Source organism: Streptomyces sp. NPDC028907 (assembly GCF_055564995.1).
Map to the genome: position 1 here is coordinate 495,865 of NZ_JBVHVE010000002.1, position 26,957 is coordinate 522,821.

27 protein-coding genes and 1 pseudogene are annotated in these 26,957 nt (G+C 70.7%); 16 read left to right on the forward strand and 12 right to left on the reverse strand.

Annotated elements, in window-relative coordinates; genetic code table 11:
• Positions 1 to 125: 125 nt before the first annotated feature.
• Positions 126 to 953 carry an ABC transporter permease gene (locus ACZ4UU_RS06615; RefSeq protein WP_468037068.1) on the reverse strand — a complete coding sequence of 276 codons (828 nt, stop codon included), beginning with the start codon at positions 951 to 953 and terminating at the stop codon, positions 126 to 128.
• A complete protein-coding gene (locus ACZ4UU_RS06620) occupies positions 950 to 1,981 on the reverse strand; it encodes an ATP-binding cassette domain-containing protein (RefSeq protein ID WP_468037070.1) in 1,032 nt (343 codons plus the stop codon). Before ACZ4UU_RS06620 ends, ACZ4UU_RS06615 begins: the two co-directional genes overlap by 4 nt.
• An 88-nt stretch (positions 1,982 to 2,069) precedes the next feature.
• Here ACZ4UU_RS06620 and ACZ4UU_RS06625 point away from each other — a divergent pair, with 88 nt between their 5' ends.
• Complete coding sequence (locus tag ACZ4UU_RS06625) at positions 2,070 to 2,855, forward strand: TetR/AcrR family transcriptional regulator (RefSeq protein ID WP_468037072.1); 786 nt, start codon at positions 2,070 to 2,072, stop codon at positions 2,853 to 2,855.
• Here the strand turns inward: ACZ4UU_RS06625 and ACZ4UU_RS06630 are convergent.
• Together ACZ4UU_RS06630 and ACZ4UU_RS06635 are read right to left on the reverse strand one after the other, a co-directional pair.
• Positions 2,852 to 3,175, reverse strand: coding sequence for a hypothetical protein (locus ACZ4UU_RS06630; RefSeq protein WP_468037074.1), 324 nt, complete (start codon positions 3,173 to 3,175; stop codon positions 2,852 to 2,854). The two genes, ACZ4UU_RS06625 and ACZ4UU_RS06630, sit on opposite strands and share 4 nt — an antisense overlap.
• A 140-nt stretch (positions 3,176 to 3,315) precedes the next feature.
• Positions 3,316 to 4,305, reverse strand: coding sequence for a WD40 repeat domain-containing protein (locus ACZ4UU_RS06635; RefSeq protein WP_468037076.1), 990 nt, complete (start codon positions 4,303 to 4,305; stop codon positions 3,316 to 3,318).
• Positions 4,306 to 4,488: 183 nt separating this feature from the next.
• Here ACZ4UU_RS06635 and ACZ4UU_RS06640 point away from each other — a divergent pair, with 183 nt between their 5' ends.
• Entirely contained in the window at positions 4,489 to 5,172 is a 684-nt protein-coding gene (locus tag ACZ4UU_RS06640) for an SGNH/GDSL hydrolase family protein (protein ID WP_468037078.1), read from the forward strand.
• On the opposite strand, the gene ACZ4UU_RS06645 is transcribed toward ACZ4UU_RS06640, so the two are convergent.
• The gene (locus ACZ4UU_RS06645; RefSeq protein ID WP_468037080.1) at positions 5,157 to 5,909 is read right to left on the reverse strand and encodes an aminoglycoside adenylyltransferase family protein; all 753 of its coding nucleotides are present in this window, start codon (positions 5,907 to 5,909) and stop codon (positions 5,157 to 5,159) included. The two genes, ACZ4UU_RS06640 and ACZ4UU_RS06645, sit on opposite strands and share 16 nt — an antisense overlap.
• 91 nt (positions 5,910 to 6,000) lie before the next feature.
• On the opposite strand from ACZ4UU_RS06645, the gene ACZ4UU_RS06650 reads away from it, so the two are divergent.
• Together ACZ4UU_RS06650 and ACZ4UU_RS06655 are read left to right on the forward strand one after the other, a co-directional pair.
• Positions 6,001 to 6,591: a Uma2 family endonuclease gene (locus ACZ4UU_RS06650; RefSeq protein WP_468037082.1), complete on the forward strand. Its 591-nt coding sequence runs from the start codon at positions 6,001 to 6,003 to the stop codon at positions 6,589 to 6,591.
• A 13-nt stretch (positions 6,592 to 6,604) separates the two neighbouring features.
• Positions 6,605 to 7,264, forward strand: coding sequence for a maltokinase N-terminal cap-like domain-containing protein (locus tag ACZ4UU_RS06655; protein ID WP_468037084.1), 660 nt, complete (start codon positions 6,605 to 6,607; stop codon positions 7,262 to 7,264).
• 60 nt (positions 7,265 to 7,324) lie between these two features.
• On the opposite strand, the gene ACZ4UU_RS06660 is transcribed toward ACZ4UU_RS06655, so the two are convergent.
• Positions 7,325 to 8,254 carry a nuclear transport factor 2 family protein gene (locus ACZ4UU_RS06660; protein ID WP_468037086.1) on the reverse strand — a complete coding sequence of 310 codons (930 nt, stop codon included), beginning with the start codon at positions 8,252 to 8,254 and terminating at the stop codon, positions 7,325 to 7,327.
• A 139-nt stretch (positions 8,255 to 8,393) separates the two neighbouring features.
• Between ACZ4UU_RS06660 and ACZ4UU_RS06665 the strand changes: the two genes are divergently transcribed.
• The 4 genes from ACZ4UU_RS06665 (at position 8,394) to ACZ4UU_RS06680 (ending at position 12,691) form a co-directional block, all read left to right on the forward strand.
• Positions 8,394 to 9,386 carry an aldo/keto reductase gene (locus ACZ4UU_RS06665; RefSeq protein ID WP_468037088.1) on the forward strand — a complete coding sequence of 331 codons (993 nt, stop codon included), beginning with the start codon at positions 8,394 to 8,396 and terminating at the stop codon, positions 9,384 to 9,386.
• 143 nt (positions 9,387 to 9,529) lie between these two features.
• Complete coding sequence (locus tag ACZ4UU_RS06670) at positions 9,530 to 10,705, forward strand: ABC transporter substrate-binding protein (RefSeq protein WP_468037089.1); 1,176 nt, start codon at positions 9,530 to 9,532, stop codon at positions 10,703 to 10,705.
• Positions 10,706 to 10,817: 112 nt separating this feature from the next.
• A complete protein-coding gene (locus tag ACZ4UU_RS06675) occupies positions 10,818 to 12,026 on the forward strand; it encodes a sensor histidine kinase (protein WP_468037091.1) in 1,209 nt (402 codons plus the stop codon).
• Positions 12,023 to 12,691 carry a response regulator transcription factor gene (locus tag ACZ4UU_RS06680; RefSeq protein ID WP_468037093.1) on the forward strand — a complete coding sequence of 223 codons (669 nt, stop codon included), beginning with the start codon at positions 12,023 to 12,025 and terminating at the stop codon, positions 12,689 to 12,691. The genes ACZ4UU_RS06675 and ACZ4UU_RS06680 overlap by 4 nt, the downstream gene beginning before the upstream one ends.
• 142 nt (positions 12,692 to 12,833) lie before the next feature.
• Here ACZ4UU_RS06680 and thpR read toward each other — a convergent pair whose 3' ends face one another.
• Positions 12,834 to 13,406, reverse strand: coding sequence for an RNA 2',3'-cyclic phosphodiesterase (thpR, locus tag ACZ4UU_RS06685; RefSeq protein WP_468037095.1), 573 nt, complete (start codon positions 13,404 to 13,406; stop codon positions 12,834 to 12,836).
• Positions 13,407 to 13,431: 25 nt separating this feature from the next.
• Between thpR and ACZ4UU_RS06690 the strand changes: the two genes are divergently transcribed.
• Together ACZ4UU_RS06690 and ACZ4UU_RS06695 are read left to right on the forward strand one after the other, a co-directional pair.
• Positions 13,432 to 13,950: a GNAT family N-acetyltransferase gene (locus ACZ4UU_RS06690; RefSeq protein ID WP_468037097.1), complete on the forward strand. Its 519-nt coding sequence runs from the start codon at positions 13,432 to 13,434 to the stop codon at positions 13,948 to 13,950.
• Positions 13,951 to 14,059: 109 nt separating this feature from the next.
• Positions 14,060 to 14,647, forward strand: a complete 588-nt coding sequence (locus ACZ4UU_RS06695) for a Uma2 family endonuclease (protein ID WP_468037099.1) — start codon at positions 14,060 to 14,062, stop codon at positions 14,645 to 14,647.
• 14 nt (positions 14,648 to 14,661) lie between these two features.
• Here the strand turns inward: ACZ4UU_RS06695 and ACZ4UU_RS06700 are convergent, their stop codons facing one another.
• Together ACZ4UU_RS06700 and ACZ4UU_RS06705 are read right to left on the reverse strand one after the other, a co-directional pair.
• Positions 14,662 to 16,017: an MFS transporter gene (locus ACZ4UU_RS06700; protein ID WP_468037100.1), complete on the reverse strand. Its 1,356-nt coding sequence runs from the start codon at positions 16,015 to 16,017 to the stop codon at positions 14,662 to 14,664.
• 31 nt (positions 16,018 to 16,048) lie between these two features.
• Entirely contained in the window at positions 16,049 to 16,486 is a 438-nt protein-coding gene (locus ACZ4UU_RS06705) for a MarR family winged helix-turn-helix transcriptional regulator (RefSeq protein ID WP_468037102.1), read from the reverse strand.
• A gap of 165 nt (positions 16,487 to 16,651) precedes the next feature.
• Here ACZ4UU_RS06705 and ACZ4UU_RS06710 point away from each other — a divergent pair, with 165 nt between their 5' ends.
• Entirely contained in the window at positions 16,652 to 16,834 is a 183-nt protein-coding gene (locus ACZ4UU_RS06710; RefSeq protein ID WP_468037104.1) for a ribbon-helix-helix protein, CopG family, read from the forward strand.
• 24 nt (positions 16,835 to 16,858) lie between these two features.
• Here the strand turns inward: ACZ4UU_RS06710 and ACZ4UU_RS06715 are convergent, their stop codons facing one another.
• Positions 16,859 to 18,259 (reverse strand): NCS2 family permease, encoded by a 1,401-nt coding sequence (locus ACZ4UU_RS06715; RefSeq protein ID WP_468037106.1) that lies wholly within the window; start codon positions 18,257 to 18,259, stop codon positions 16,859 to 16,861.
• 158 nt (positions 18,260 to 18,417) lie between these two features.
• Here ACZ4UU_RS06715 and ACZ4UU_RS06720 point away from each other — a divergent pair, with 158 nt between their 5' ends.
• Both ACZ4UU_RS06720 and ACZ4UU_RS06725 read left to right on the forward strand, forming a co-directional pair.
• On the forward strand, positions 18,418 to 18,735 hold the full coding sequence (locus ACZ4UU_RS06720; protein ID WP_468037108.1) for a DUF2530 domain-containing protein: 318 nt from the start codon (positions 18,418 to 18,420) through the stop codon (positions 18,733 to 18,735).
• A 98-nt stretch (positions 18,736 to 18,833) separates the two neighbouring features.
• Positions 18,834 to 21,230, forward strand: coding sequence for an HAD-IC family P-type ATPase (locus ACZ4UU_RS06725; protein ID WP_468037110.1), 2,397 nt, complete (start codon positions 18,834 to 18,836; stop codon positions 21,228 to 21,230).
• A gap of 15 nt (positions 21,231 to 21,245) precedes the next feature.
• On the opposite strand, the gene ACZ4UU_RS06730 is transcribed toward ACZ4UU_RS06725, so the two are convergent.
• Together ACZ4UU_RS06730 and ACZ4UU_RS06735 are read right to left on the reverse strand one after the other, a co-directional pair.
• Positions 21,246 to 22,157, reverse strand: a complete 912-nt coding sequence (locus tag ACZ4UU_RS06730; RefSeq protein ID WP_468037111.1) for a hypothetical protein — start codon at positions 22,155 to 22,157, stop codon at positions 21,246 to 21,248.
• Positions 22,158 to 22,376: 219 nt separating this feature from the next.
• Positions 22,377 to 25,508, reverse strand: coding sequence for a sacsin N-terminal ATP-binding-like domain-containing protein (locus tag ACZ4UU_RS06735; RefSeq protein ID WP_468037113.1), 3,132 nt, complete (start codon positions 25,506 to 25,508; stop codon positions 22,377 to 22,379).
• 315 nt (positions 25,509 to 25,823) lie between these two features.
• Here ACZ4UU_RS06735 and ACZ4UU_RS06740 point away from each other — a divergent pair, with 315 nt between their 5' ends.
• The 3 genes and pseudogenes from ACZ4UU_RS06740 to ACZ4UU_RS06750 form a co-directional block, all read left to right on the forward strand.
• Positions 25,824 to 26,048, forward strand: a complete 225-nt coding sequence (locus ACZ4UU_RS06740) for a hypothetical protein (RefSeq protein WP_468037115.1) — start codon at positions 25,824 to 25,826, stop codon at positions 26,046 to 26,048.
• Between the two features lie 35 nt (positions 26,049 to 26,083).
• Complete coding sequence (locus ACZ4UU_RS06745) at positions 26,084 to 26,608, forward strand: AAA family ATPase (protein WP_468037117.1); 525 nt, start codon at positions 26,084 to 26,086, stop codon at positions 26,606 to 26,608.
• A 133-nt stretch (positions 26,609 to 26,741) separates the two neighbouring features.
• Positions 26,742 to 26,954, forward strand: a pseudogene (locus tag ACZ4UU_RS06750) (Uma2 family endonuclease); the annotation flags it as partial.
• Positions 26,955 to 26,957 lie beyond the last annotated feature (3 nt).

The window sequence follows — 26,957 nt, forward strand, 5'->3', positions numbered from 1 at the left end:
CGCGGCCCCGGAACGATGGGAGCGCTCCCATACACCGCGCACCTCCCAGGAAACTGACGCACCATGGGCACGTCAAGGAGGTGCGCGGCATTCACCGGTTCAGCCCGGGCTCGACCAGGCCCCCGTCACCGGCTCAGCTTCTGGAAACGGCGTACCGCCAGCGGCAGGAAGATCACCGTCAGGATCACCGGCCACACCCCCGCCATCAGCAGCGCGTGCTGCTCGACCCAGGAGTCCCCGGCCACCGCCTCGCCCGGCACCCCGAACAGCTCACGGCTGGCCGCCGCCGTGGAGGAGATCGGGTTCCAGGCGGCCACCCAGCCCAGCCAGTCGGGCATCAGCTGGGGCGCGACGAAGATGCTGGAGATCATCGTGAGCGGGAAGGCGACGGCGAACAGGCCACCGGCGGCCTCCGGGTTGGGCACCAGCAGCCCCAGCCACACGCCGATCCAGATCAGCGCGAACCGCAGCCACAGCAGCAGACCGAAGGCCCCGAGGAAGCCGAGGCCGCCGTCCGGGCGCCAGCCCATCGCGAAGGCCGTCAGCATCATGATCGCCAACTCGGCGCAGGCGGCGAGCAGATCGGTGATCCCGCGTCCGGCGACCACCGCGGACGAGGCCATCGGCATGGAGCGGAAGCGGTCGATGACGCCCTTGGTCGAGTCGTAGACGACGAGTGTGGCGGTGTTGATGAAGCCGAACGCCATCGTCATCACGAACATGCCCGGCATCAGGAAGTCCTTGTAGTCCCCGCCGCCGGGCACCTTCATGGCACTGCCGAAGACATAGCCGTAGAGGAGGACGGACAGGATCGGGAAGCCCAACTGCCAGGCGATGTTGACCGGTTGGCGCTGGTAGTGGGTGATGCCCCGGCGGACGATGTTCCAGACGTCGGCGAGGGCCCAGTACAGGCGGCCGCGCGTGGCCGGGACGGTCAGGTCTACAGCGGTCATGCGACGGCCTCCTTCTCGGCGGACTTGGCGGACTCGCCGGCACCGGCGGCGGGCTCGGTACGGTGTCCGGTCAGACGCAGGAACACGTCGTCGAGGCTCGGCCTGCGCAGCCCGATGTCCTCGACCTGGACGCCCTCGTCCTGGAGCGTCCGGGCCACCTCGGTCAGCGCGGAGACCCGGTCGGTGACCGGGGCGTGCACCCGCGACTCCTCCTCGTCCGCCTCGGGTTCGCCGTCCGAGACCCGGGCGATCACCTTCACCACGCGCGGGATGTCGGACCGCTCGGCGACCACGACCTCGATACGGTCGCCGCCGACGAGGTTCTTCAGCCCGTCCGGGGTGTCGTCGGCGATGGCCCGCCCCTGGTCGATGACGGTGATCTGCGAGGCCAGCTTGTCGGCCTCCTCCAGATACTGCGTGGTCAGCAGTACGGTCGTGCCGCTCGCCACCAACGCCCGCACCGACTCCCAGACTTCGCCCCGGCTACGGGGGTCGAGTCCCGTCGTCGGCTCGTCGAGGAAGAGGACCGCCGGGGCGAGGATCATGGAGGCGGCGAGGTCGAGGCGGCGCCGCATACCGCCGCTGTACTTGCCCACGCCCTTGTCGGCGGCGTCGGTCAGGTCGAACTGCGCCAGCAGTTCGCCGGCGCGGAGCTTGGCCCGCTTGCCGCCGAGGTGGAAGAGCCGGCCGAACATCTCCAGGTTCTGCCGGCCGGTCAGCACCTCGTCCACGGCCGCGTACTGCCCGGTGAGTCCGATCCGCGCCCGCACCTCGCGCGGGTTGCGGGCCACGTCCAGTCCGGCCACCGTCGCCCGGCCGCCGTCCAGCTTGATCAGCGTGGACAGGATGCGTACGGCGGTGGTCTTGCCGGCGCCGTTCGGGCCGAGCAGGCCGTGCACCGTGCCCTCGCGGACGGCCAGATCGAAGCCGTCGAGGGCGCGCTTGTCGCCGTAGCGCTTCTCCAGGCCTTCGGCCCGCACCGCGTATCCGCCGCCGTATCCGTCGCTGCCGACGCTTCCCTCACCCATGGGGTCCCCCTCTCCTTAACTGAGTACACCGTACCCGATTGCGCGTACGGCGTACCCAGTTTTTTCGGAAGGACCTAAGCTGAAGTGCATGACGAGCGGCAAGGGCGGTACCGGCGGTACGGAAACCAGTGGCAGCGGCGATATCGTCCGCACCCTTGAGCTCCTGTGGGAGACGGGCCGACGGCCCAGCCGCGGCCCCAAGCCGGCCCTGACGCTGGACCAGATCGTGGAAGCGGCCGTCCGGGTCGCGGACGCGGAGGGCCTGGAGTCGGTGTCCATGCGCCGGGTCGCCGCCGAGCTGGGCACCGGCACCATGTCGCTGTACCGCTACCTCCCCGGCAAGGCCGAGCTGCTCGACCTGATGCTGGACCGCGTCCAGCGCCCCTCCGAGAACCCGTCCGACCTGGGCGACGGCAGCTGGCGCTCGGCGCTGGAAGCCCTGGGCCGCGCGACCCTCGACCTCTACCGCCGCCACCCCTGGCTGCTCCAGGTCAACCAGTCCCGCCCGATCCTGGGCCCGAGCGCCCTCGACGGCATGGAGAAGGTGCTCGACCGCATCAAGCCGATGGGGCTGAGCGACCCCGAACTGGTCTCGGCGATCGTCATGATCGACGGCTACGTCGTCGGTGCGGCGCGCACCCAGCTGTACGCGCGGGAGGCGGAGCGCCGGACGGGCCTGACGGACACGGAGTTCTGGCAGGCCCAGGCACCGATACTGGAAAAGATCATGACGTCCGGCCGCTACCCGCTCCTCGCAGGCCTCGACGAGAACACCTGGGGCCCCGACTTCGACCACTTCGAGTTCGGGCTGCAGCGGATCCTGGACGGCCTGGAGGTCTTCGTCGCGCGACGCGCGGCGGAGGAGCAGGGCTAGCGGCGAGCCTCCGACAGCGCTTCGTGCTCGGAGAGGCTGAGCCTGACGCGGGTGTGGTCCTCCGCCTCGACGTGCACCTGCTGCCCCCAGTGGGCGGTGAGCCGCTGCGCGACAGCGACGAGTCGCCGCCTGTCCTCCACGGTGTACGCCGGGAAGCGCACCCAGCCCCGGTCGGCGATCGTGTTGCCGAGCTCGCTGAACAGCACGGCCCGGACGCGCTGCTCCTCCTCGTCGGAGAGCGGCGTGGTGATGGGCCCCGTGGCGCCCTCCGCGGGCCGCGGCCGAACGTTGTAGAGATCTCGAATCACCGCACGGCTCACAATCTCTGTGTCTGCTCCACGTCCGTTCGCGCGAGCCTACCCACCTACGGCGTCGGCTCCGCCACCATGCCGATCCAGCTCAGCAGCCCCACGGGTACGGCGACCAGGACGGCGTACGCCACCCCCGGTCGCCCCTCCGCTCATCCCCTCCGCAACAGCCGCCGGAACCCGAAGACCACGACGCACGCGACGAGAACTGCGATGGCACCGGTCTTGAGCTGGCCGTCGGGGCCGTCGCCCCCGTCGTCCGACGAAGCCGAACTGCCGCTCCCGGAGGACGAGTCGGAGGATCCGGCGTCGCCGGGTGCGGGTTCCGCCACCACCGCGCTGCCGACGCCCTCGCTGCCGAGCATCAGCTTGGTGCCGTCGGTGGAGTAGCTGGCGGACTCGCCCTGGCCGAGGGGGACGCTGATGCGCTCCAGCCGTTTGAGCTTGCCGCCGTTCCAGTCGTAGGCGATGCCGCCGAAGTAGCCGCGTACGGCGAGGGTCCGGCCGTCCGGGGAGAAGGCGGCGTCGGTGGCCCAGAGGTCGACGGGGACGGTGGGCTTGAAGACGTTCGTGCCTGAGGCGGAGAGCTTGGCCGGGCCCTCGTACAGGTGCCCGCCGTCCTCCTGCTTGTCGATGATGTAGACGCGCCCGGTCCTGGGGTGCACGGCGAGCGACTCGGCGTCGCGGGTGCCGTCGGAGTACTTCACGACGTACTGCGTGGCCCGGATCGTCCGGTCCTTCAGCGTCTTGGGCTCGGGGAGGCGGTAGATCCAGACGTACGGCCACTGCACGCCGTCGTTGTCGCCTATGTCGCCGACCCAGATCTCGTTGTTCGGCCCGATGGAGATCGCCTCGACGTCGCGCGGGGTGCCCACACCGGTCATGGTGATCCTCGCGACGGTCTCGCCGGTGCCGCTGTCGACGGCGTAGAGGTAGGCGCCCTCGTCCTGGTCGTTGTGCGTCCAGTAGATGCCGGGGTGCTGACGCGAGGCGGCGAGGCCGCTGGACTCGGTGATGCGCGGGTCCTTGATCGTGAAGTCCTCGTTGCCCTTGCCGTCTCCGTCGGCGGCGGAGGCGGAGGCGGGCAGGGCGCAGGCCCCCGCGAGCAGCAGTCCGGTGAGAAGGGCGATCGGTCGACGCATGAGCCAAGCCTGCCATCCGGTCCGATGGTTCGGAGCCGGGGCGGCGGAGGGTGACGGCCGGTGGTGCCTCGGTGGCACGTCGGTGGCACGTCGGTGAGGCGCCCGCGTGGCGTCGGAGTGGCGTGTCAGGCTTCACACCCCGCCTGCCCCTACCGCCAGGTAGCGATCGTCCATCATGAGCGGATGCTCAGGTTCATGCCCGTCGGCGACTCCCAGACCATCGGCAGCGCCGGCGAACACACGTGGCGCTACCGCATGTGGCAGCACCTGCGTGAGACGTACGGCGGCCCCTTCGCCCTCGTCGGCCCGCGCGAGACCCTCTACGACAAGGCAACGGACGCGCCCACGTCGTACGAGTACGCCGACCCCGACCCGGCCTTCCCCCGCGCCCACCTGGCCGGCTGGGGCGAGGGCTGGCTGCACATGGCCCCGCTGATCGGCGAGGCGGTGCGGACCTGCCGGGCGGATGTGCTGCTGGTGTCCCTGGGCCTGATCGACCTCGGCTTCTACACGAACGCCGAGCAGACGGCCGAGAACGTACGGGCCTTCGTGACCGAGGCCCGCTCGGCGAACCCCCGGGTACGCATCGTCGTCCTGCCGGTGATCCCGAACATCCGCGCCGAGGCGGAGGAACCCTTCGCCACCGAGGTCACCCGCTTCAACGAACTCCTCGCGAAGGCCCTCGCGGACCTCGACGAGCCCCGCTCCCCGCTCCTGCTGACCTCCCCGCCCCCGTCGTACGACATCCATCTCGACACCTACGACGGCACCCACCCGAACGCGAGCGGCGAACACAAGATCGCGGAGGCGTTCGCGGAGGCGATGTACCAGGCGTGGGACCTGGGCGAGCCCTACGCCGCCCGCTGACGGCCGATGGCCTGCACGAGAAAGTCGGCGCAGGGGCGGACACCGGGCAACAGGTCGGACTCCCAGCGCTCATCCCTCTCCCCGAGGTAGATGGCGCGGGCGTGCGCCAGGACGGGCCGGTGTTCGGCGGGGAGCCTCGGAAGGGCCCAGTCGGCGGCGGCGTCCTTGGACCGGATGGCCCCCGTGGCGAGGGTGGTCCAGATCCGGGCCAGGGTGAGGAGGACGTTGCGGGTGTCGGTGTCCAACTCGCCCACAAGCTCCGGAACCCCGGCGACGATCGCGCGCCGCAGGTCCGCGTGCGGGACGGGGTCGAGGAGGTCGGCTGGCGGCGGCCCGTGCAGCGGGGCGTCCGCGAGCAGGACCATGGTGAGGAGCGGGGCGAGGTCGGGGCTGGGCTCGGGGCCCGGGGTACCGCCGCGCTCGTACTCGTCCCGCAGCCATTCGCCGTACAGGAAGTCGCAGGTGGGCGGGTAGCGCCAGGGCCGTACGTCGTCCTGTACGACGACGATGAGCTCGACGGGGCGGGCGGCGCCGCCGGACACCTTCATCAACTCCTCGACCAGCGTCCGGCGTTGGCCGTGCGTGGTGGGCTCGCGTACGACGACCAGGACGTCGAGGTCGCTGTGCGGGCGGAGGCCGCCGAGGGTGGCGGAGCCGTGGAGGTAGATACCGAGGACGGTGTCGGCGAGGGTGCGGTGGAGGAGGGGGAGGAGGTGCTGGGTGTCTGGGAGCGGCATGTGAGCCTCATCTCCGTGTCGCAGTTACTGTGCGTATCGTTGTACTGCGCGGCTGCACCTGTCCGTGGGGCAGCCGGGGAGGAGCGCCACGATGACCGTCCTTGAAGACAGGATCAAGATGGCCGACCCGAACACCGAGCGCCTGGACGAGTGGTTCGAGCTGCTGGAACGCATGCCCGTCCCCGAGGGATACAGGGTCGAGATCGTCGGGGGCAACGTCCACATGACACCGCAGCGGGACACGCACTGGGAAATCATCCGCCGGTTCCTCTGGGCCCTTGAGGACAGGTTCGGGAGGGAGATCAAAGTTTTCACGGACGTCCGCATCGACTTTCCCGGCCACGAGAACGGCTTCTGTCCGGACATCGCCCTGCTGAAGGACTCGGCGAAGAAGGACGACACGGGCCACTGGCGTTATCAGGACGTCGAGTTCGTCGCCGAGGTCATCTCCGAGGGCACCGCTGCCAACGACTACGGCCCGAAGAAGACGGCCTACGCGGTCGCCGAAGTGCCTGTCTACGTCATCGCCGACCCCTACCAGGGCCGGTGCTACGTCTACACCGGCCCCAAGGACGGCGACTACGAGGACCGGATGCCGGTGGACTTCGGCACCGACGTCGACCTGACCGGGACCATTGTCGACCTCCACCTCAAGACCGACGACTTCCCCCGCGACCGCTGAAAGGCTGGGGGACATGGCGATCATCCACCACACCACCCTCAAGCCCACCAAGCTCGACCTGCTCACCTCCTGGCTCCCCACTCGCCCCTGGTACACCGGCACCGGCGAACCGGCGTTGACCAAGGCCGGCGGCTTCCGGCTGGACGACCCCGAGGGCGAGGTCGGCATCGAGTTCATGGTGGCCACGGACACCTCCGGCACCGCAGCGGTCCCCTACCTCGTACCGCTCACATACCGTGGCGCCCCGCTCCCCGGCGCCGAGCACGCCCTCGTCGGCACCATGGAGCACGGCGTACTGGGCCCGCGCTGGGCCTACGACGGCGCCCACGACCCGGTGCTGGTCGCCCAGTTGCTGGCCCTGTTCGAGGGCCGTGTCCAGGCCCAGGCCCAGAGCCTCACCGACACCCCCGACCACGAGGTCGCCCACGCCTACACCGGCGACGGCCTGCCCTCCGGGGACTGGCCCGTCAAGGCCACCGACGACCAGAGCGGCACGGAACTGCCCACCCCGGACGGCACGACGCTCCGTATCCACCGGGTCCTGCGGCCCACCGCCCCGGACACCACCCCCGACGGCGCCACCGGCCATGTCATCGGCGCCTGGCAGTCCCCGGACGACACCCGCGCCCGCGCCGTGTTCGCCGCCCTGTACCCGGCGGCCCACCAGCTCTGACAGCGGCCAAGGCCGTCCAGGCAGCCCCACCACCTGGACGGCCTTCCTCAACTCCCGCCGCTAGAACATCCCGTTGTCGTTCGCGGCAGTGGCCGGCACGTCCTGGAGCACATCCCAGTGCTCCACGATCTTCCCGCCCCGCACCCGGAACAGATCCACCACGGCCTGCCCCCGCTCGCCCGGCGCGTTCACGTAGTGGCTGTGGACAGCGACCAGGTCACCCTCGGCGATCACCCGCTTCGGCGTGACCTTCAACTGCGGGAACGCCTCGAAGTAACCCCCGAGCCCCGCCCTCGCGCCCGCCACCCCGTCCGCGATGTTCGGGTTGTGCTGGTGGTACTCGGCCCCCCAGTACCGGTCGAGCGCGGACAGATCCTTCCGCACGATCAACTGCTCGAAGGCCTTGGTCACGAGCTTCTTGTCGTACGCCGTCAGCCACCGCGGCCCCGGCCACTCCGTCCGCGGCCAACTCTCGGTCGAGAACATGTCGTTGCCGTTGGCGGAGGACTCCGGCACGTCCTGGCCGACGTCCCAGTGCTCGGCGATCTTCCCGCCCTGGAAGCGGAAGATGTCGAAGACGGCCTGCCCCCGGGCACCCGGCGTCGCGACGACGTTGGAGTGCACCAGCACGAGGTCGCCCTCGGAGACGACCCGCTTGATGTCGTACCGGAAGTCCGGGAACTGCTGGTGGACCGAGACACCGAGGTTCTTCAACGTCTCCGCCCCGTCCGGTGCCAGCGGGTTGTGCTGGATGTAGTCGGGGCGTACGTGACGGTCGACGACCTCGGTGTCGCCGTGCTCGAACACGCCCTTGAGAACGCGGACGGCGACGGCCTTCTGATGGCCGAGGCGGGTGGCGGAGCCGTAACCGAGGTGGGTGGCGGAGGCGGTCGGCGGTGCCGCGACGGCGGGCACGGCGGCGGCGCCCAGCAGGGTGGCGGAGGCCAGGATGGCGACAAGTGCCCTGCGGGCAGGCGTGGTGGGGGTCACGATGTGCGCTCCTCAGGAGGACAGGAGGGATGCAGGAGATTGAAACTTCAAGATCTCACTTCCCGAAGGAGAGCACTAACCCCAAGTTAGTGTCAAGCTCCTTGCCTAGAGCGCACTCCACGCGACTAGCGTGCGGACCATGAAGTACACGCAGCTCGGACGCACGGGACTCAAGGTCAGCCGACTGGTGCTCGGCACCATGAACTTCGGTCCGCAGACAGACGAGGCGGACAGCCACGCCATCATGGACGCGGCGCTGAACGCGGGCGTCAACCTCTTCGACACCGCGAACGTCTACGGCTGGGGCGAGAACAAGGGCCGTACCGAAAGCATCATCGGCAACTGGTTCGCGAAGGGCGGCGAGCGCCGCGACAAGGTCGTCCTCGCCACCAAGGTCTACGGCAACATGGGCGCCGACGGCGAGGCGTGGCCCAACCACGACAAGCTGTCGGCCGTGAACATCCGGCGGGCCGTCGACGCCTCGCTCAAGCGGCTCCGGACCGATTACATCGACGTCTACCAGTTCCACCACATCGACCGCGCCACTCCGTTCGAGGAGATCTGGCAGGCCATCGACGTGCTGGTCCAGCAGGGGAAGATCCTCTACGTCGGGTCCTCCAACTTCCCGGGCTACAAGATCGCCCAGGCCAACGAGATCGCCGCCCGCCGCGGCGGAACCATCGGCCTGGTCAGCGAGCAGTGCCTCTACAACCTCTACGAGCGCCGCGCCGAGATGGAGGTCATCCCGGCCGCGCAGGAGTACGGCCTCGGCGTCATCCCGTGGTCGCCGCTGCACGGCGGTCTGCTGGGCGGCGTGCTGAAGAAGGAGGTCGAGGGCGGCCGGCGCAGCTCGGGGCGGGCCGCCGACACCCTGGCCGACCCTGCCGTACGCGGGAAGATCCAGGCGTACGAGGACCTGCTGGACAAGCACGGCCTGGAGCCCGGCGAAGCCGCCCTGGCCTGGCTGCTCACCCGTCCCGGCGTGACCGGCCCGATCGTCGGCCCGCGCACGGCGGAGCAGCTCGAATCCGCCCTGCGGGCCGTCGAGTTGGAGCTCGGCGAGGAGCTGCTGACGGGGCTGGACGAGATCTTCCCGGGCCCGGGACCGTCCCCGGAGGCCTTCGCCTGGTGACGTCCGCTGCCCAGGACACCGTTCCATCGAACGGTTGAACAGGAAGACAGCGGGTGGACGACGCGGAGTGACGTCTCCCGTCGGCAGACTTGCCGCGCCGCCGCGTAACGGACGTGGCGGCGCACAGGTTTGGAGGACCCCCCATGTCCAGGGACTTCAGCAGGCGCCGGCTGCTCGCCACGGGGGCCGGTGTCGCGCTCGGCGGTGCCGCCGCGGTCTCGGCGACCGGAGCGCCGGCCAACGCGGACACCCTTTCCGCGAACGGCCACTCCGCCAACAGCCCCTCGTCGGGTCGCCGCGTCCGCGAGGAGACCCGCTCGCTCGACGAGCTGTACGCGGCCGCCGTCGCCGAGGGCGGCAAGCTGGTCCTCTACCAGGGCGGGGACGTCGACGGCCAGGCGGCGGGGACCCGGGCCGCGTGGGCCGCCCGCTTCCCGAAGGTCGAGCTGACCGCCGTGGTGGACTACAGCAAGTACCACGACGTCCGGGTCGACAACCAGCTCGCGACCGACACCCTGGTCCCCGACGTCGTACAGCTCCAGACGCTCCAGGACTTCACCCGCTGGAAGCGCGAGGGCAGGCTCCTGCCCTACAAGCCCGCCGGGTTCTCCAAGGTCCACAAGGGGTTCAAGGACCCCGACGGCACGTGGACGGCGCTGATGGTCATCGGCTTCAGCTTCCTGTACGACGTCCGGGCGGCCGGCGCCGACGCCCCCAGGACCCCGCTGGACCTGGTCGACCCGCGCTGGAAGGGCGCCATCGCCTCCGCCTACCCGCACGACGACGACGCGGTGCTCTACCTGTACCACCTCTACCAGCAGAAGTACGGCTGGGACTGGGTCGCGAAGTTCGCCGCGCAGCAGCCGCGGTTCGCCCGGGGCACGCACACGCCGGACGAGGCGGTGGGCGGCGGCACGAAGACCATCGGGGTCGGCACCGCGGGCAGCCCGGTCGCCACGTCGGACCCGATCAAGTGGGTCGTGCCGGAGGGGGACCACCCGTTCATGGCGTGGGGCCAGCGGGCCGCGATCCTGAAGCAGGCGGCCCACCCGGCGGCGGCCAAGCTGTACCTGAGCTGGATGCTGTCCGAGGAGAGCCAGAAGACCAGCTTCAACGGCTGGTCGGTGCGCACCGACGTCACCCCGGCCGCCGGCCTCAAGCCGGTGTGGAAGCTCCCGAACGCCCATGTCGACGGCTTCCCGCGCTTCATGGAGGACCGGGCCGCGATCGAGCGGCTGAAGCAGACCTTCGCGCTGTACTTCGGCGAGGTGAAGGGCGACCCGTCGCCGGGGTGGCTCGGACTGCACCCGGGGCGGTAACACCACTGGGCCCGGTCACACGGAAAGCGCTTTACCCCAGTCACACGGGCATCGCTTTACACTCCTGACGGCATTGCCGAATCCCCGTCGGCCCGTCCAGGGAGCCACCGTCGTGCCCGCCACCCTTCGCACCGTACGCCGGCCCCGTATGCCGGCGGAGCACCTCCCGCACCTGGTGTTCCTCGTCGCCGTCGCCGGCACCCTCGTACGGCTCGTCCAGCTGAACGACGAACTGTGCTGGTCCGTCGCGCCGCCCACCGCCGCGCTGGCCCTGCTGTACGCCGCCGGACTGGCCCGGTGGGAGCGGCTGGGCAGCCGCGGCCGGCCGGTGTGGCTCGGTCTGCTTCTGCTGCTGTGGACCTGGATCGCCTGGGCCGTCCCGGCCCCGCTCGCCTTCGGGTACGCCTGGCTGGCCGTCCCGTTCGCCGTGCTGGCCCTGCGGATGCCCACCCGCGCGGTGCGGGGCGCGGCGCTCGGCGTCGTCACGGCGCTGCTGGTGGCGGTGCTCGTCCGGGTCGGCGGCGGGCCCGACCCCGATGTGCTGGCGCCGCCGGTCGCCGCCGTTCTGGCAACGGCCGTCCTCTACCGCACCCAGCAGCGGCTGACCCGCGAACTGGCTGAGACCCGGGGCGAGTTGGCGCGCCGGCAGCGGGAGGCCGGGCGGCTCGCCGAACGGGCCCGCATCGCACGGGACCTGCACGACACGCTCGCCCAGGAACTCGCGGGCAGCCGCATGCTCCTCCAGGCGGCCGAGCGGGACTGGGACCGCCGCCCGGACGCGGCCCGGCGGCAGATGCGGGCGGTCACCGACGCACTCGGCGAGCATCTCGCCCAGACCCGCGGCATCATCGACGACCTCACCCCGCCCGTCCTCGCCCGGGACGGCCTGGAGGCGGCCCTGCACGAGCTGACCGCCCGTGCCGGTTCCGCCGCCGGGGCGCCCAGGATCTCCTTCAGCGCCGAGAACCCGGCCGTCGCCCCTCCCCTGGAACAGGCGGTGGCCCTGCTGCGGGTCACACAGTGCCTCCTCGCCAACGCCCGCGAACACGCGCGTGCCACACACGTACAGGTCACGCTCCTGCACGGCGGCGAGGCGACGGCGGCCGTCGAGGTCCGCGACGACGGAGTGGGCTTCGACCCGGCCGTTGTCCGGTCCGCCGTCCCGTCGACGTGCCCGGGCCGCGGCTTCGGGCTCGCCGGGGTACGCGACCGGCTGGAAGCCCTCGGCGGCACGCTCACCATCGAGTCCGCGCCCGGCCACGGCACCCGCGTCCGGGCGGCCCTGCCGACCGCGGACCGCGTACTGGTCGGCGCCCGGTGAGCGACACCGGCGCCGCGCCGCTGCGGATCGTGATCGTGGACGACCACACCGTCGTACGGGCCGGTCTGCGCGCCCTACTCGAAGGCGAGCCCGGTTTCGATGTCGTCGGTGAGACCGGCGACGGCACCGACGCCGTCGACCTGGCGGCGCGGCTGCGCCCCGACGTCGTCCTCATGGACCTCCGGCTCACCGACTCGGGCCGATCCCCCGACGGAGTCGACGGCATCGTGGCCACCCGCCGGATCCTGGCGGGCACCACCGGCGTACGGGTCGTCATGCTCACCAGCTACGGCCGCACCGCCGACGTCCTGCGGGCCGTCGAGGCCGGTGCCCGCGGCTACGTCCTCAAGGCGGGCCCTCCCGAGGAACTGTTCCGCGCGGTGCGCGCCGCGGCGGCCGGGGGCATGGCCCTGGCGCCGGAGGCCGCCGCCGGGGTCGTCGGACACGCGGTCGAGCGCCCCGGGCCGGTGCTCAGCGAACGGGAGATCGAGGTCGTACGGCTGCTCGCCGAGGGGCACAGCAACCGGGCCATCGCGGGCGCGCTGTTCCTGGCCGAGGCGACGGTCAAGACCCACCTCGTACGGATCTACCGCAAGCTCGGCACGGAGAACCGGGCGGCGACGGTCAGCGAGGCCGTCCGGCTGGGGCTGATCGAGCTCGCCTGAACCGGGGTGGGTCAGGGCAGGGGCCGGCGAGGCCGGACGGGCCTACTGTCCGAACGCCGCCGCCACCGCGACCAGGACGAACATCAGCACAAGCGCACCGGCCATGATCCGGTTCCGGGTTTTCGGGTCCACGGGACCGAGCCTAACCGGCGCCTTCCAGCGGCCAGCGGGCGACCGCCTCGTAGCGGGGCTGCTCGCCCGCCACCCCGGACTTCGGCAGATTGCTGCGCACCAGCGTCAGCTCGCCCACGGTCCAGGTCCGGCTGGTGAACTCCCCGAGAGCCTCGACATACGGCCGTACGTCCACCGCCGACCGGCTCCGCGCCACGGTGAGGTGGGCCTTGTACCGCCGGTGCTCCCCCATGTCCACCCCGGCCTTCCGCGCCGCCGCCTCACTCCGGTCCGCCAGCAGCCGCAGCGTCGCCAGGTCCCCCTCCGCCCCGGTCCACAGCGCCCTGCCGTGCCCGAACTGGCCGCCTCCGCGCAGGGCCAGCGGGAAGGGGGCGGTTCGATGGGCGGCCCGCTCCAGGCGGGCCGACAGATGCGGTACGAGGTCGTCGTCGACCTCGCCGAAGAAGGCGAGCGTGAAGTGCCACCCGGGCCGGCCGGTCCAGCGCAGCCCGTCCGCACCGGGCAGGTTCTTCAACTCGGCCACCTCGGCGGCCAGTTCACTGGTCACGTCCTCGGGCGGCAGCACGGCGGCGAAGAGTCTCATGCGTCCAGCCTGGCACCATGACGGGATGGAGATCACCATCAGGGACGGCGGACGCGACGACATCCCCGCGATACTCGGCATGCTCGACAGCTGCGTGGAGTGGCTGGTCGGGCAGGGGCGCACGGGGCAGTGGGGGACGAAGCCGCTGTCGGAGAACCCCGGGACGGTGGAGTCGGTGACCCGGCACATGAACGAGGGCAGCGTCTTCATCGCGGAGATCGGCGGCGTCCCGGCGGCCACCCTCACCCTCACCGACGCCCCCGGCGCCCACCTCGCCCACCTCCCCCCGCCAGGCGAGCCCGAGCGCTACATCCACTGGCTCGCCTCCGACCGCCGCTTCAAGGGCCACGGCGCGGGCAGCGCCCTGCTCACCCACGCCGCCGAGGAGACCCGACGGGCGGGCGTCTCCCTGCTTCGCGTGGACTGCTACGCGGGCGCCGACGGCAAGCTGGTCCGCTACTACGAGAACAACGGCTTCGTCCGCACCGAGACGTACACGGGCAGGGACGACTGGCCGGGGCAGGTGCTGGCCCGGAGGGTCTAGCTCCTTCAGGCCGCGGCGTGACCATGGCCACACGTGTCCCGGTCACCGTGCGTATCGTTGTACCGCGCGGCTGTCCGTGACCGAGCGGCAGCCGGGGAGGAGCGCCACGATGACCGTCCTTGACGACAGGATCGAGATGGCCGAGGAATGCGTCGAGCTGACTCTGGACGTCCTGTTCGAGTGGCTTGAGAAGATGCCCATCCCCGAGGGAACGAAGGTCGAGATCGTCGGGGGAAACATCTTCATGTCACCGCAGCGGCAGAACCACTGGGAGATCATCTTCTGCATCGCTAAGCAGTTGGACGCCAAGTACTCGCAAAAGCGCTTGGCATCGGACGTGCGGATCGATTTTCCCGGCCATCTGAACGGCTTCGCCTGCGACCTGGCGGCCATGGCCGAGCGGTCGGTGAAGAACAGCAGGGGCCGCTGGCGTTATCAGGACGTCGAATTCGTGGCCGAGGTCATCTCCAAGGACACGGCGGCCAACGACCACGGCCCGAAGAAGGACGCCTACGCCGCGGCTGAGGTACCGGCGTACCTGATCGTGGACCCGCACACCGGCGAGTGGCATCTCCACACCCTGCCGAAGGACGGCAAGTACCACAGCAACGTCAGCTTTTCCTTCGGGGAGGACATCGACCTGACGGGCACACCCGTCGGCCTCGTCATCGAGACCGACGAGTTCCCCGTCGGCTGACCCCTTGGCGCCTCCTACGCCACCGGCGCCAGTTGCTCCTTCTCACGCGGCACGAACCGAGCACGCGGACGCCCCTGATTCCACCCCACCGACAACCGCAGTCCGCCCACACGGGCCAGCACCAGGGCGATGACGGCGGCGGCGGTCGCCGTGATCGCGCCGCCCACCGCAAGCCCCGCCCGGACGCCGTACGCGTCCGTGATCCAGCCGGCGATCGGGGCGCCCAGGGGGGCGCCGCCCATGAAGACCATCATGTACAGGGCCATCACCCGGCCCCGCATGCTGGGGTCGGTGGACATCTGGATGCTGCTGTTGGCGGTGACGTTCACCGTCATGCCGAACATGCCGATCGGCGCCATCAGCAGGGCGAACAGCCACAGGGACGGGGCGAACGCGGCCACGATCTCCATCGTGCCGAAGGCCACCGCCCCCACGACCAGCACCCGCATCCGGGCCGTACCGCGCCGGGCCGCGAGGAGCGCGCCCGCCAGCGAGCCGACGGCCATCAGGGTGTTGAAGAGGCTGTAGGAGCCGGCGCCCGCGTGGAAGACGTCGTCGGCGAAGGCGGACAGGTAGACCGGGAAGTTGAAGCCGAAGGTGCTGACGAACCCGGCGAGGACGATCGTCCAGATCAGCTCGGGGCGCCCGGCGACATAGCGCAGGCCCTCCCGCAGCTGGCCCTTGCCGCGCGGCGCCCGCTGAACGTCGTACAGCTCACGTGCCCGCATCAGCAGCAGACCGGCGATGGGCGCGACGAAGGACAGGCCGTTGGCGAGGAACGCCCAGCCCGTGCCGACACCGGTGATCATCAGGCCGGCCACGGCGGGGCCGATCAGCCGGGCCGACTGGAAGTTCGCGGAGTTCAGGCTGACCGCGTTCTGGAGCTGGTCCGGGCCGACCATCTCGCTGACGAAGGACTGGCGGGCCGGGTTGTCGACGACCGTGGCGAGGCCGACCGCGAAGGCGGCCAGGTAGACATGCCAGACCTCGACATGACCGGTGAGGGTGAGGACGGCCAGGGCGATGCCGGCGAGGGCCATCGAGGACTGGGTGAACAGCAGTGTGCGGCGCTTGGGCAGCCGGTCGACGAGGACGCCGCCGTAGAGACCGAAGAGCAGCATCGGCAGGAACTGCAGGGCCGTCGTGATGCCGACGGCGGTGGCGGAGCCGGTGAGGCTGAGCACCAGCCAGTCCTGGGCGATGCGCTGCATCCAGGTGCCGGTGTTGGAGACGACCTGGCCGAGGAAGAAGAGGCGGTAGTTCCTGACCTTCAGCGAGCTGAACATCGAGGACTTACGGGGCTTGAGGGCGGGTGAGGTGTTGTGGGTGTCCGGTGCGGGTGCGGAAGGTGTTCCGGGTCCCGTACTCAAAGGGGTTCGCCTCCTTGCTGCCGACTGCTGCTTACAGATGTGCGAGCTTCTCCAGCACGGGGGCGGCGGCGCGCAGTTTCGCCCACTCGTCCTCGTCCAGGCCCTCGACCAGGGTGGCCAGGAAGGCGTTGCGCTTGCGGCGGCTCTCCTTGAGCATCGCCTCGGCCTGCTCCGTCTTCGTGACGACCTTCTGGCGCCGGTCCTCGGGGTGCGGCTCCAGCCGGACCAGTCCCTTGGACTCCAGCAGGGCGACGATGCGGGTCATCGACGGCGGCTGGACGTGCTCCTTGCGGGCGAGCTCACCGGGGGTGGCCTTGCCGCAGAGGGAGAGGGTGCCCAGCACCGACATCTCGGTGGGGCTCAGCGACTCGTCGACCCGCTGGTGCTTGAGCCGACGCGACAGTCGCATCACGGCGGAGCGCAGGGAGTTCACGGCGGCTACGTCGTCGCCATGCGTAAGGTCCGACATGTTCTTTAGAGTAACTCATTACTCTCGCTAAAGACCACCCGGAAACGCCGAGGGCCCGCAACGATGCCCGTGACGCTCGCCACTGAAGCACGGCATCACTCATATGGGTGATCCAGCAGCGGAACGTGACACACCGCACCGAAGAGTGCCGCGACCCTCGTGTCCATGGGGACCAGCGTGCTCAGCCTGCGGATAGACCACGAGCTGCTCGAACGACTCAAGGAGCATGCGGCGAGAAGAGGAATGAGCGTCCAGGACTATGTCGTCCGGACGCTCATCCGCGATGACTTCGACGAGCGGTTCCAGTGCGCGGTCGAGGAGACCGAGAAGTTCTACGGCCTCACATGAGCCGCCACACGGGCGGTGCAGGCGCTACGTCAGTCCCAGCGCCGGCATCAGGTAGTAGAAGGCGAAGACCGCCGCCACGACGTACATCGCCACCGGCACCTCACGCCCCCGCCCGGCTGCCAGGCGCAGCACCGCGAAGGTGATGAAGCCCATGCCGATGCCGTTGGTGATCGAGTAGGTGAACGGCATCATCACCATCGTCACGAAGGCCGGGATCGCGACCGTGTAGTCGGCCCAGTCGATCTCCTTGACGGAGTTCGCCATGATCAGGAAGCCGACCGCGAGCAGGGCGGGGGTGGCCGCCTGGGACGGGACCATCGTGGCGACCGGCGTCAGGAACAGCGCCACACCGAACAGGGCACCGGTGATCACGTTCGCGAAGCCCGTACGGGCTCCCTCGCCGACGCCGGCCGTGGACTCCACGAAGGCGGTGGTGGCCGAGGAGGAGCTGGCGCCGCCCGTGGCGACGGCGAGGCCGTCCACGAACAGCACCTTGTTGATGCCCGGCATCTGCCCCTGGGCGTCGGTCAGCTTCGCCTCGTCGCTGACGCCCATGATCGTGCCCATGGCGTCGAAGAAGCAGGAGAGGAGGACCGTGAAGACGAAGAGGGTGCCGGTCAGCGCGCCGACCTTGTCGAAGCCGCCGAACAGGCTGACCTCTCCGATCAGGCCGAAGTCGGGGCTGGCGACGGGGTTGCCGGGCCACTTCGGGGTCGTCAGGCCCCAGGACGGCACGTTCGCGACGGCCTCGATGATCACCGCGAGCACGGTCATCGCGACGATCGAGATCAGGATCGCGCCGGAGACCTTGCGGACGATGAGCGCGAGGGTGAGCAGCGCGCCCAGGACGAAGACCAGGACCGGCCAGCCGTTGAGGTGACCGTCGCCGCCTAGCTGGAGGGGCACGGTCGTCTGGGCGACGTCCGGGATGCGGGAGACGAAGCCGGAGTCGACGAGGCCGATCAGCATGATGAACAGGCCGATACCGATGGAGATGGCCTTGCGCAGGCTGTAGGGCACGGCGTTCATGACGCGCTCGCGCAGCCCGGTGGCGACGAGCAGCATGACCACGAAGCCGGCCAGGACCACCATGCCCATGGCGTCCGGCCAGGACATACGGGGGGCCAGCTGGAGCGCGACGACCGAGTTCACGCCGAGTCCGGCGGCGAGCGCGATCGGTACGTTGCCGATGACGCCCATGAGGAGCGTGGTGAACGCCGCCGTCACGGCCGTCGCCGTCACCAGCTGTCCGTTGTCCAGCTGGTGGCCGTACATGTCCTTCGCGCTGCCGAGGATGATCGGGTTCAGCACGATGATGTAGGCCATCGCGAAGAAGGTGGCGAAACCGCCGCGGATTTCCCGGGGCAGGGTGCTGCCCCGCTCCGAGATCTTGAAGTAGCGGTCGAGTGCGCCGTATGCGGGCATGCTTTGGCTGTTCCTACGAAGAGAAGTGGTCAGGCATAAACCGTTTCAGTATGAACATATAAAGCCGAGAACGGCGATCTCCGCGCGTAGATCCGTGTGAATCCGCGTGGATCCGGTCGCCTCGTAAGTGGATCCGATCGCCTCGTAAGCTGTCCTCCATGGCGAAGTGGACCCCCAAGCACGAGGCGCCGGAGCCCCTGGAGGGCCCCGTGGTCGCCACCATCATCGGCGGCACGATCCTGTGGTTCGTCCTCTTCGTCGTCCAGCTCCCCTTCTACGGCTGGTTCGACGACCGCGACCTCACCTGGTGGGTGTGGACCTGCCTGGCCGGCGGCGGGCTGGGACTCATCGGCATCTGGTATGTCCGCCGACGCGACGCCGCGCTCAAGAGGGCGGCGGGCACGGCGGCAGAGCCGGAGGCGGGGGCGGACACGGGCGCGAAGACGGAGCAGTCACCGGCACCGTCCGCCGAATAGCCCGCCGTACAACCCCGGTACGACACCCGTCCTCCCCCGGTCGGAACTTCCGTGCACTCGGCGGGTGAAGCCGTAAATCCGCACGTACCGTCGAATGCATGACGCATGCCGACGCGGGCACCGAAGTGGACAACCCCGTACGCCCCGCCACCGCCCCGGTGGCCACGGGCGGGCTGACCGCCGCCGAGGTGGCCGAGCGGGTCGCGCGGGGGGAGGTCAACGACGTACCGGTGCGCAGCAGCCGGTCGATGGCGGACATCGTCCGCGCCAACGTCTTCACCCGGTTCAACGCGATCATCGGCGTGCTCTGGGTGATCATGCTGTTCGTCGCGCCCATCCAGGACAGCCTGTTCGGGTTCGTGATCCTCGCCAACACCGGCATCGGGATCATCCAGGAGTGGCGGGCGAAGAAGACCCTCGACTCGCTCGCGGTGATCGGCGAGGCCCGGCCCACGGTGCGGCGGGACGGGGTCGCCGCCGAGGTCAGTACGTCCGAGATCGTGCTGGACGACCTGATAGAGATCGGGCCCGGGGACAAGGCCGTCGTGGACGGGGTGTGCGTCGAGGCCGACGGGCTGGAGATCGACGAGTCGCTGCTCACCGGGGAGGCCGATCCGGTCGTCAAACGGCCCGGGGACCAGGTGTTGTCCGGCAGTTTCGTGGTCGCCGGAGGCGGTGCCTTCCAGGCCACGAAGGTCGGCCGCGAGGCCTACGCCGCCCAGCTCGCCGAGGAGGCCTCCCGCTTCACCCTCGTCCACTCCGAGCTGCGCTCCGGCATCTCCACCATCCTCAAGTACGTGACGTGGATGATGATCCCGGCCGCGACGGGCCTGATCATCACCCAGCTCGTCGCCAAGGACAACGAGCTCGACGACTCGATCGCCCGGACCGTCGGCGGCATCGTGCCCATGGTCCCGGAGGGCCTCGTGCTCCTCACCTCCGTCGCCTTCGCGATCGGCGTCATCCGGCTCGGCCGCCAGCAGTGCCTGGTGCAGGAACTCCCCGCCATCGAGGGGCTCGCCCGCGTCGACACCGTCTGCCTGGACAAGACCGGCACGCTCACCGAGGGCGGCATGGACGTCACCGAGCTGCGGCCGCTGGGCGGCAGCGACGAGGACTACGTACGCAAGGTGCTCGGCGCCCTCGGCGAGTCCGACCCCCGCCCTAACGCCTCCCTGCAGGCCATCATCGACGCCTACCCCGACGCCGAGGACTGGCGCTGCACCGAGTCCCTGCCCTTCTCCTCCGCCCGCAAGTACAGCGGCGCCACCTTCAGCGAGGGCAACGGCGAGGCCGGCACCTGGCTGCTGGGCGCCCCCGACGTACTCCTGCCCGCCGACGACCCTGCCCTGGCCGAAACCGATCGGCTGAACGAACAAGGTCTGCGCGTCCTGCTGCTCGCCCGCGCCGGCCGCGACCTCGACGATCCCGACGTCGCGGAGGACGCCAAGCCGGCCGCCCTCGTCGTACTGGAGCAACGGCTGCGCCCCGACGCCGCCGACACCCTGCGCTACTTCGCCGAACAGAACGTCCGCGCCAAGGTGATCTCCGGCGACAACGCCGTGTCCGTGGGCGCGGTCGCGACCAAGCTCGGGCTGACCGGGACGACGGTCGACGCGCGCCGGATCCCGCAGGACCAGGACGGGATGGCGACGGCTCTCGACGACGGCACGGTGTTCGGGCGGGTCACCCCGCAGCAGAAGCGGGACATGGTCGGCGCGCTCCAGTCCCACGGGCACACCGTGGCCATGACCGGGGACGGCGTGAACGACGTCCTCGCGCTGAAGGACGCCGACATCGGCGTGGCGATGGGCTCGGGCTCGGAGGCGACCCGGGCGGTCGCGCAGATCGTGCTGCTCAACAACAGCTTCGCGACGCTGCCGTCGGTGGTCGCGGAGGGGCGGCGGGTGATCGGGAACATCACGCGGGTGGCGACGCTGTTCCTGGTGAAGACCGTGTACTCGGTCCTGCTGGCGCTGATGGTGGTGTTCTGGCAGGTGGAGTACCCCTTCCTGCCGCGCCATCTGACCCTGCTCTCCACCCTCACCATCGGCGTCCCGGCCTTCTTCCTGGCCCTCGCCCCCAACAAGGAACGCGCGAAACCGCACTTCGTACGGCGGGTCATGCGGTACGCGATCCCGGGCGGGCTGGTGGCGGCCGTCGCGACGTTCGTGACGTATCTGATCGCCCGTCACCACTACACCGGCGAGGGCGCGTTGGACGCGGAGACCAGTGTCGCCACGCTGACCCTCTTCCTGATCTCGATGTGGGTGCTGGCCATCATCGCCCGCCCCTACACCTGGTGGCGGATCGCCCTGGTGGCCGCGATGGGGTTCGGGTTCCTGCTGGTGCTGGTGGTGCCGTGGCTCCAGGAGTTCTTCGCGCTGCGGCTCGTCGGGGTGACGATGCCGTGGATCGCGGTGGGGATCGCGGGGGTGGCGGCGGCCGCCCTGGAGTTCACGTGGAAGTGGGTCGACCGCCGCTTCCCGGCGTAGCCGTTACGGCAGCAGTTACCTCACGTCGACGAAGTCGCCCGCGGCCGTGGCCGCCGGGGTCGTCGTCGTGCCCGCGAAGGTGTAGCGGAAGTAGCCGTCCTGGGTGGCCTTGACCGTGGTCTTGAGGTTGCCCGTGGCGTTGGTCTTGATGGTCTTGACCGTGGTGTAGGTGTTGCTGTTCTTCTTGCGGAACTGGAGCTTCACCGGCTGGGTGGAGTAGCCGTCGTACGTGCCGCGGTCCCAGTTGGCGCGGGAGAGCTTGCCGGTGACGGTGATGGTCTTGCCCTTCTTCACCGGCTCCGGGGAGGCGTTGACCGTCAGCTTGGAGAAGCGCTGCATGAGCGTGGTGCCGAGACCGCTCTGGCGCTTGTAGCCGACCTTGGTGTTGTCGAAGGTCTCGCCGTCGGGGTCCTGGCCGTTGAAGGCGGTGGCCTCTGCGGCGGCCCGCCACGTCCCGGCGTCGGTGTTGATCAGCTCGTGGGCGCCCGGGTAGACGTCGATGGTGCCCTTGCATTTGGCGGTGGTCGCCGAGGTCGCGGTGCACTTGGCCGGCTTGTTGCCGTAGAGCATGTTGTCCGGCCTGGTGGCGGAACCCCGGTAGATGACGGGGTCGGTGACGAAGTCGGCGGCGGTGATCTTGACGTTCGCGCCGTGGGTCAGCGTGTACGTCACCGTGGTGGAGATGTGGTTGGTCGTGCCGACCTTGACCGCCTTGGCGATCTTGAAGTTGGAGAAGGAGACGTTCAGGGCGTACGGCTTGCCCTCAGCGGCCGGGGCCCTGTCGGACGCGGCGAGCGCGGCCTGGCGGACCTTCGCGACGGCCGCGCGGTAGGAGGCGGCGGTGTCGTCGGCCTGGGCGGCCGGCACGGCGAGGGCGGAGAGGGCCAGGGCGCCGGAGACGGCGGCCACGGTGGCTCTGATGCGCATGCGTTCCCCTGGTACGGAAAGGGGCCCCGCTGGTCGTCGTTCCCTGCACTGCTGGTCACATCGGGGCCCGGGTGATCGTGGGACCTGTTGGTCCATGTGATCAGATAGGCACCGCGCGTTGCCGGTTGTGCGGCGCGTGCGGAATCTTCGTGAGCTTCGTCACGAACCCCCCATCTGTCGTGGGGAGTTCGTGACGTGTGCCCGGTCCGTCCGTTGCCGTCAGTCGAACCAGCGGTCCCGCGCCAGCTCCCCCGTGCGCGACGGATCCTCCAGCAGTGCCGCCACCTCGAAGCGCCGCGGCCACTGCCCCGCCGCCCAGGCGAGCCCGGCCGCGACACCCTCCAGCGTGGCGGCGTGCAGGGCGCCGTCGTCGGTCAGCCGCCAGTCGATCTCCACGCCGTCGACGACGAGCTCCTCGTGCTCGACGTACGACTGCGGGGTCCGCGCCCCGAGCAGCACCCGCACCGGCTCCGGTACGTCGTGCTCGGTGCCCTCGCTGGTCACCTCGCCGGTGACGGACTCGCTCAGCCGCCGTACCTGGAACAGCTCGGCCAGCTCGGCCGCCCGGGCAGGCCGTACCGGAAGCAGGGCCACGCCCTCGGTGAAGGGCAGCAGATCGGGCGAGTCGACGACCACCGCGTCGGCCGCGTCCACGACCTCGACCCGCCCGTCGACGACGGCCCGCAGCTCGTCCGGCAGAGTCACCTGCTCGGGGTCCAGGTCGGCCAAGGACCCGTACAGGGCGTGCAGTTGGGCGGCGGTGACGGGACGGTCGGGGTCGGCGAGGCGGTCCAGCAGCTCAGCGGCGCCGCCTGGCTCGTCGAGCAGCGCGGCGACGGAGGTGCGCACGCCGAGGGCCCGCAGCACCTGCTCGTCGTCGAAGCCGGTGGCGTCGGCCTCGTCGTACAGGCCGCGCAGGAGCGGGTCGCCGCCGGAGGCGAGGAGACCGGCCGGGCGGCGGCCGTCCAGCACCGGGTTGCCGCGCAGCCACCAGGCCGTGTAAGGCCGTACGACCTCGTGCGTGCCGTCGGGCAGCAGGATCCGCACCTGCTGGGTGAGCGCGTCCCGTAGGGGCGGCTGGGCGAGCAGGGCGAGGGCCTGCGGCCACTTGTCGTCGTCGACCAGGTCCAGATCGCGTACGGCGATGAGCTCGGTGGCGACGGGCGGTACGGGCGTGTCCGGGAACCGGTCGAGGATGTCCTCGCACCACACGTCCACGGCATCCAGCAGACCGGCGTCGTCGGGCTCGGCGAAGTCCCCTTCGCGAGGCTCCAGTTCGTCCGGGTCGAGAACGACGTCCGTGGCCCGGACGAGCGCGAAGTTGGCCAGCACACCACAGGCGGCGAGCGGCTGCTCGCCCCACTTGTCGGCCAGTTCGGCGTCGACGGTGGCGAGTTCGTCCTCCCGCATGACCTGCGCGAAGGGGCTGCCGGGCAGGACCAGCTCACCGGCCGGCCCGAGCTCCCCCTCCTCGTCGGGCAGCGCGAGCGCGCCGAGCCACGGCTCGTCACCGGGCTCCAGGCCCGCGTCCCGCACCAGCGCGAGCACGGTGTCGGCCAGTTCCTCGGCGTCCGGCGCGTCCTCCTCCCAGTTCACCCCACCGTCGTCATCGAGGGATGCGGCGACGGCGGCCCGCACCTGGGGCGTGGTGAGGACCGCGCGGGGCGTGGCCGGCAGGGCGCCCAGCTTCTCCAGGAGCGGGTGCGCGGCGTCCGGGTGGGCGACCTTGAGGCCGAGGCGGGTGAGGATCTCCGGGTCGACGGGGGCGCCGTCGGAGGTGGGGAGCAGGACCTGCCGGGGCCCGATGGTGGTCCGCCCGTCGGCCAGCGGCACCGGCAGCCCGGACAGCCGGTCCGGGTCGACCCCGGCGAGGCTGTCGTAGAGCCGCCGCCACCAGTCCGGCTCCTTCTCCAGCCCGGCGAGACGGTCGACCGCGTCGGTGAGCGGGACCCGGGCGACGCCCAGCGTCCGCAGCTCCACGCGCCGTTCGAGCCCGGCGGGCAGCAGCGTCGGCAGCACCTCGGCCAGCACCCGCACGGTGTCGGCGCCCGCGCCCTCGACGACCTCGGCGTCGCGCGGCCGCAGCGACTCGGGCAGTTCGGAGTCGTGCTCGGGCGGCTCCACCGCGGGCGGCAGGAACGAGGTGCGCGGCAGCCGCTCCAGGATCGCCTGCCGCAGGGCCCCGTCCAGCTCCCCCTTCCCCAGCGGCCCGGGCACGAGGCCGATGATGCCCTCGCTCACCGGGCGCCAGTCGGCGAGCAGGTCGGCGTACGCGTCCGCCGCGCGCTGCACGAGGAAGTCGGTGAGCGGGCCGGGGGCGGCGTGGCGGCGGGTGGTGTCGAGAGGGAAGGAGGCGATGAGGAGGGCAGGCACGCCGAGGGGTTCGTCACTCGGGGTGGGCGCGTGGACGACGGGGGCGGTGCGGGGGCGGGCCGGGGAGCTGTCGGCGGCGTCGACGGGCACGGCCCAGGTGAGCGACCAGTGGGGCCGCAACCGCTCCTCCACCGGCCGGTCGGCGAGAAGCTCGGGGCTGAGCGGGCCGGAGGCGGCGGCCGTACGCCAGTGGGTGACGCCGTCGACGCCGTCGCGGGAGTCCTCCACGACCGTGAAGGGCCCGTCGGTCCGGCGCCGCAGCGTGCGCGGCTCGTCGTCGCCGACCTCGATGACGACCTCTTCGAGCCCGGGCAGGGCGAGGAGCAGGGCGTCGTCGACGGTGTGCAGCAGCCGCTCGGCGAGGTCGGCGGCCGCGGTGTCGCGCAGCGGGAGGATGACGGCGGTGTCGTACGGGTCCGGGGCGGTGCCCTCGGCGGCGAAGGGCAGCCGGAGCACGGGCACGTGTCCGTCCCGGCGCCGGATCTCGTCACCCAGCCCCGGGCTGTGCCGCGCGGTCTCCTGGGCCAGGTCCCGGGCCTCGGCCAGGGACCACCGCACACCGCCGTGCCGGCCGACGACGGCGGGCTCGTCGGTGACGGAGAGGACGGCGGCGAACCCGACGCCGAAGCGGCCGACGGTGGCCGTGTCCCGCTTGGCGGAGGCGCGCAGCGTGGACAGCGACTCGACTCCGGCCGCGTCCAGCGGCGCGCCGGTGTTGGCGGCGACGAGAACACCCTCACGGAGGGTGAGCCGAAGGCGTCCGGCCACTCCTGCCCTGGCGGCGGCGTCGGCGGCGTTCTGAGCGAGCTCGACCACGAGCCGGTCCCGGTACCCGCCGAGGACGAGGTCCTCCTCGGCGTTGGCGTCCTCCCGGAAACGAGCCGGGCTGGTGGCCCAGGCCCCCACCACTCCGCGCCGCAGACGGGCCGTACCGAAGGGGTCGGCGCCTTCGGCCGCGGGCCGCACGAACTTGCTCACGTTGACTCTCCTCATCGGCTGACGATGAAGGTACCGCCTGGCGGGCGCGCAGCAGGAACGTGAGGCCTTCTACACGGACCGATACGGATACGCGGTGCCTACATCCTGGAGAGCACGACGGCGGTGTCGTTCGCGACCCTCCAGGGCGTGCTGAAAGTCGTGGAACCCGCGCTGGGGCCATGGCCCCACCACCAGGAGGGGGCTCTGGGGTGAACCTCGAACGTTTGCAGGGTCGCGTCCGCGGTCGACTTCAGCAGTACTTAGGCTGAGCCGGTCGATCATGCACACGTCTCATCCAGCCGGGAGTGACCCACAATGCGGGACCTGATCGAGGAGGCCCTCGGCCAACTGGCCACCCTGGTCGTCGGACTCTTCCTGTTCGCCTGGTGGCTCGGCGGCCCGGGGGTGACCGCCATCGTCTGGAGCTCGGGCGACAAGACCCTCGCGCTCCAGTTCCTGGCCCTCTGGGCCGGCGTCACCGCGCTGTACCTCATCGCGTCCCGGCTGATCCGCCGCGCGGTTCGCGCCCGGCGTTCTTGATTCCCCCCGGCCCGCGCGGCGCTAGCGTGGGTCGCATGATCGTATGGCTCAACGGCACCCACGGCGCGGGCAAGACCACGACCAGTGCACTCGTGCAGCAGCTGATCCCGGATTCACGTGTGCTCGACGCCGAGAAGGTCGGCGAGACGCTGATGGACATCACGCCGGGGCTGCCCGGCACGGACAACTTCCAGCACTGGCCGCCGTGGCGACAGCTCGTCGTCGAGACCGCCCACCGCGTACTCGACTACACCGGCGGCACCCTGGTGATGCCCATGACCGTCCTGGTCGAGCAGTACTGGCGCGAGATCAGCACGGGCCTGGCCCAGCACGCCATTCCTGTCCGGCACTTCGTCCTCCACGCCGATCAGGAAACCCTCCGGGGGCGCATCGCGGGCGACACCGTACTCGGCCCCAACTCCCCGTTCCGCCTCAAATATCTTGAGCCCTACGCCGAGGCGGCCCGCACATGGCTGCACGCCGAGGCCGAGGTCGTCGACACCACCCACCTCACGCCTGCCGAGGCAGCACGGCAGATCGCGGAGGCCGTCAAGAACTGAGGCGTGGGCTGGTGTCGCGGTACTGGGAGTCACGGACGTGGATGGTGTGGCGCGCTGCCGCGATCTCGGCGCAGGACTCGCCGTCGGTACCGCTCGAGGTCCCGCCGCATCGTCACCCGCACGGTCTCCTGCAATCCCCGTCTACGCGCTCTTCGCCCCCCGCACCGGCACCGGCGCCGTCCTCACGGACATCCACTCCACCCCCCACGGGCCCCGCTACGCGACCCGCAAGGACTCCGTGTACGGCGAGGACGTCACCATCGCAGACTGGACGATCTCAACCGAGAACCTGCCCCGGTACAAGGCCGAGGGCACGGACGAGGTCGGCACGCAGCCGACCTCCTGAACC

Coding starts and splice junctions, on each gene's coding strand:
- ACZ4UU_RS06710 (WP_468037104.1), top strand. CDS start 16,652: ATGGGGACCAGCGTGCTCAGCCTGCGGATAGACCACGAGCTGCTCGAA.
- ACZ4UU_RS06730 (WP_468037111.1), bottom strand. CDS start 22,157: ATGCGCATCAGAGCCACCGTGGCCGCCGTCTCCGGCGCCCTGGCCCTC.
- ACZ4UU_RS06670 (WP_468037089.1), top strand. CDS start 9,530: ATGTCCAGGGACTTCAGCAGGCGCCGGCTGCTCGCCACGGGGGCCGGT.
- ACZ4UU_RS06615 (WP_468037068.1), bottom strand. CDS start 953: ATGACCGCTGTAGACCTGACCGTCCCGGCCACGCGCGGCCGCCTGTAC.
- ACZ4UU_RS06690 (WP_468037097.1), top strand. CDS start 13,432: ATGGAGATCACCATCAGGGACGGCGGACGCGACGACATCCCCGCGATA.
- ACZ4UU_RS06740 (WP_468037115.1), top strand. CDS start 25,824: ATGCGGGACCTGATCGAGGAGGCCCTCGGCCAACTGGCCACCCTGGTC.
- ACZ4UU_RS06645 (WP_468037080.1), bottom strand. CDS start 5,909: ATGCCGCTCCCAGACACCCAGCACCTCCTCCCCCTCCTCCACCGCACC.
- ACZ4UU_RS06640 (WP_468037078.1), top strand. CDS start 4,489: ATGCTCAGGTTCATGCCCGTCGGCGACTCCCAGACCATCGGCAGCGCC.
- ACZ4UU_RS06625 (WP_468037072.1), top strand. CDS start 2,070: ATGACGAGCGGCAAGGGCGGTACCGGCGGTACGGAAACCAGTGGCAGC.
- thpR (WP_468037095.1), bottom strand. CDS start 13,406: ATGAGACTCTTCGCCGCCGTGCTGCCGCCCGAGGACGTGACCAGTGAA.
- ACZ4UU_RS06620 (WP_468037070.1), bottom strand. CDS start 1,981: ATGGGTGAGGGAAGCGTCGGCAGCGACGGATACGGCGGCGGATACGCG.
- ACZ4UU_RS06635 (WP_468037076.1), bottom strand. CDS start 4,305: ATGCGTCGACCGATCGCCCTTCTCACCGGACTGCTGCTCGCGGGGGCC.
- ACZ4UU_RS06715 (WP_468037106.1), bottom strand. CDS start 18,259: ATGCCCGCATACGGCGCACTCGACCGCTACTTCAAGATCTCGGAGCGG.
- ACZ4UU_RS06725 (WP_468037110.1), top strand. CDS start 18,834: ATGACGCATGCCGACGCGGGCACCGAAGTGGACAACCCCGTACGCCCC.
- ACZ4UU_RS06655 (WP_468037084.1), top strand. CDS start 6,605: ATGGCGATCATCCACCACACCACCCTCAAGCCCACCAAGCTCGACCTG.
- ACZ4UU_RS06720 (WP_468037108.1), top strand. CDS start 18,418: ATGGCGAAGTGGACCCCCAAGCACGAGGCGCCGGAGCCCCTGGAGGGC.
- ACZ4UU_RS06650 (WP_468037082.1), top strand. CDS start 6,001: ATGACCGTCCTTGAAGACAGGATCAAGATGGCCGACCCGAACACCGAG.
- ACZ4UU_RS06695 (WP_468037099.1), top strand. CDS start 14,060: ATGACCGTCCTTGACGACAGGATCGAGATGGCCGAGGAATGCGTCGAG.
- ACZ4UU_RS06745 (WP_468037117.1), top strand. CDS start 26,084: ATGATCGTATGGCTCAACGGCACCCACGGCGCGGGCAAGACCACGACC.
- ACZ4UU_RS06665 (WP_468037088.1), top strand. CDS start 8,394: ATGAAGTACACGCAGCTCGGACGCACGGGACTCAAGGTCAGCCGACTG.
- ACZ4UU_RS06705 (WP_468037102.1), bottom strand. CDS start 16,486: ATGTCGGACCTTACGCATGGCGACGACGTAGCCGCCGTGAACTCCCTG.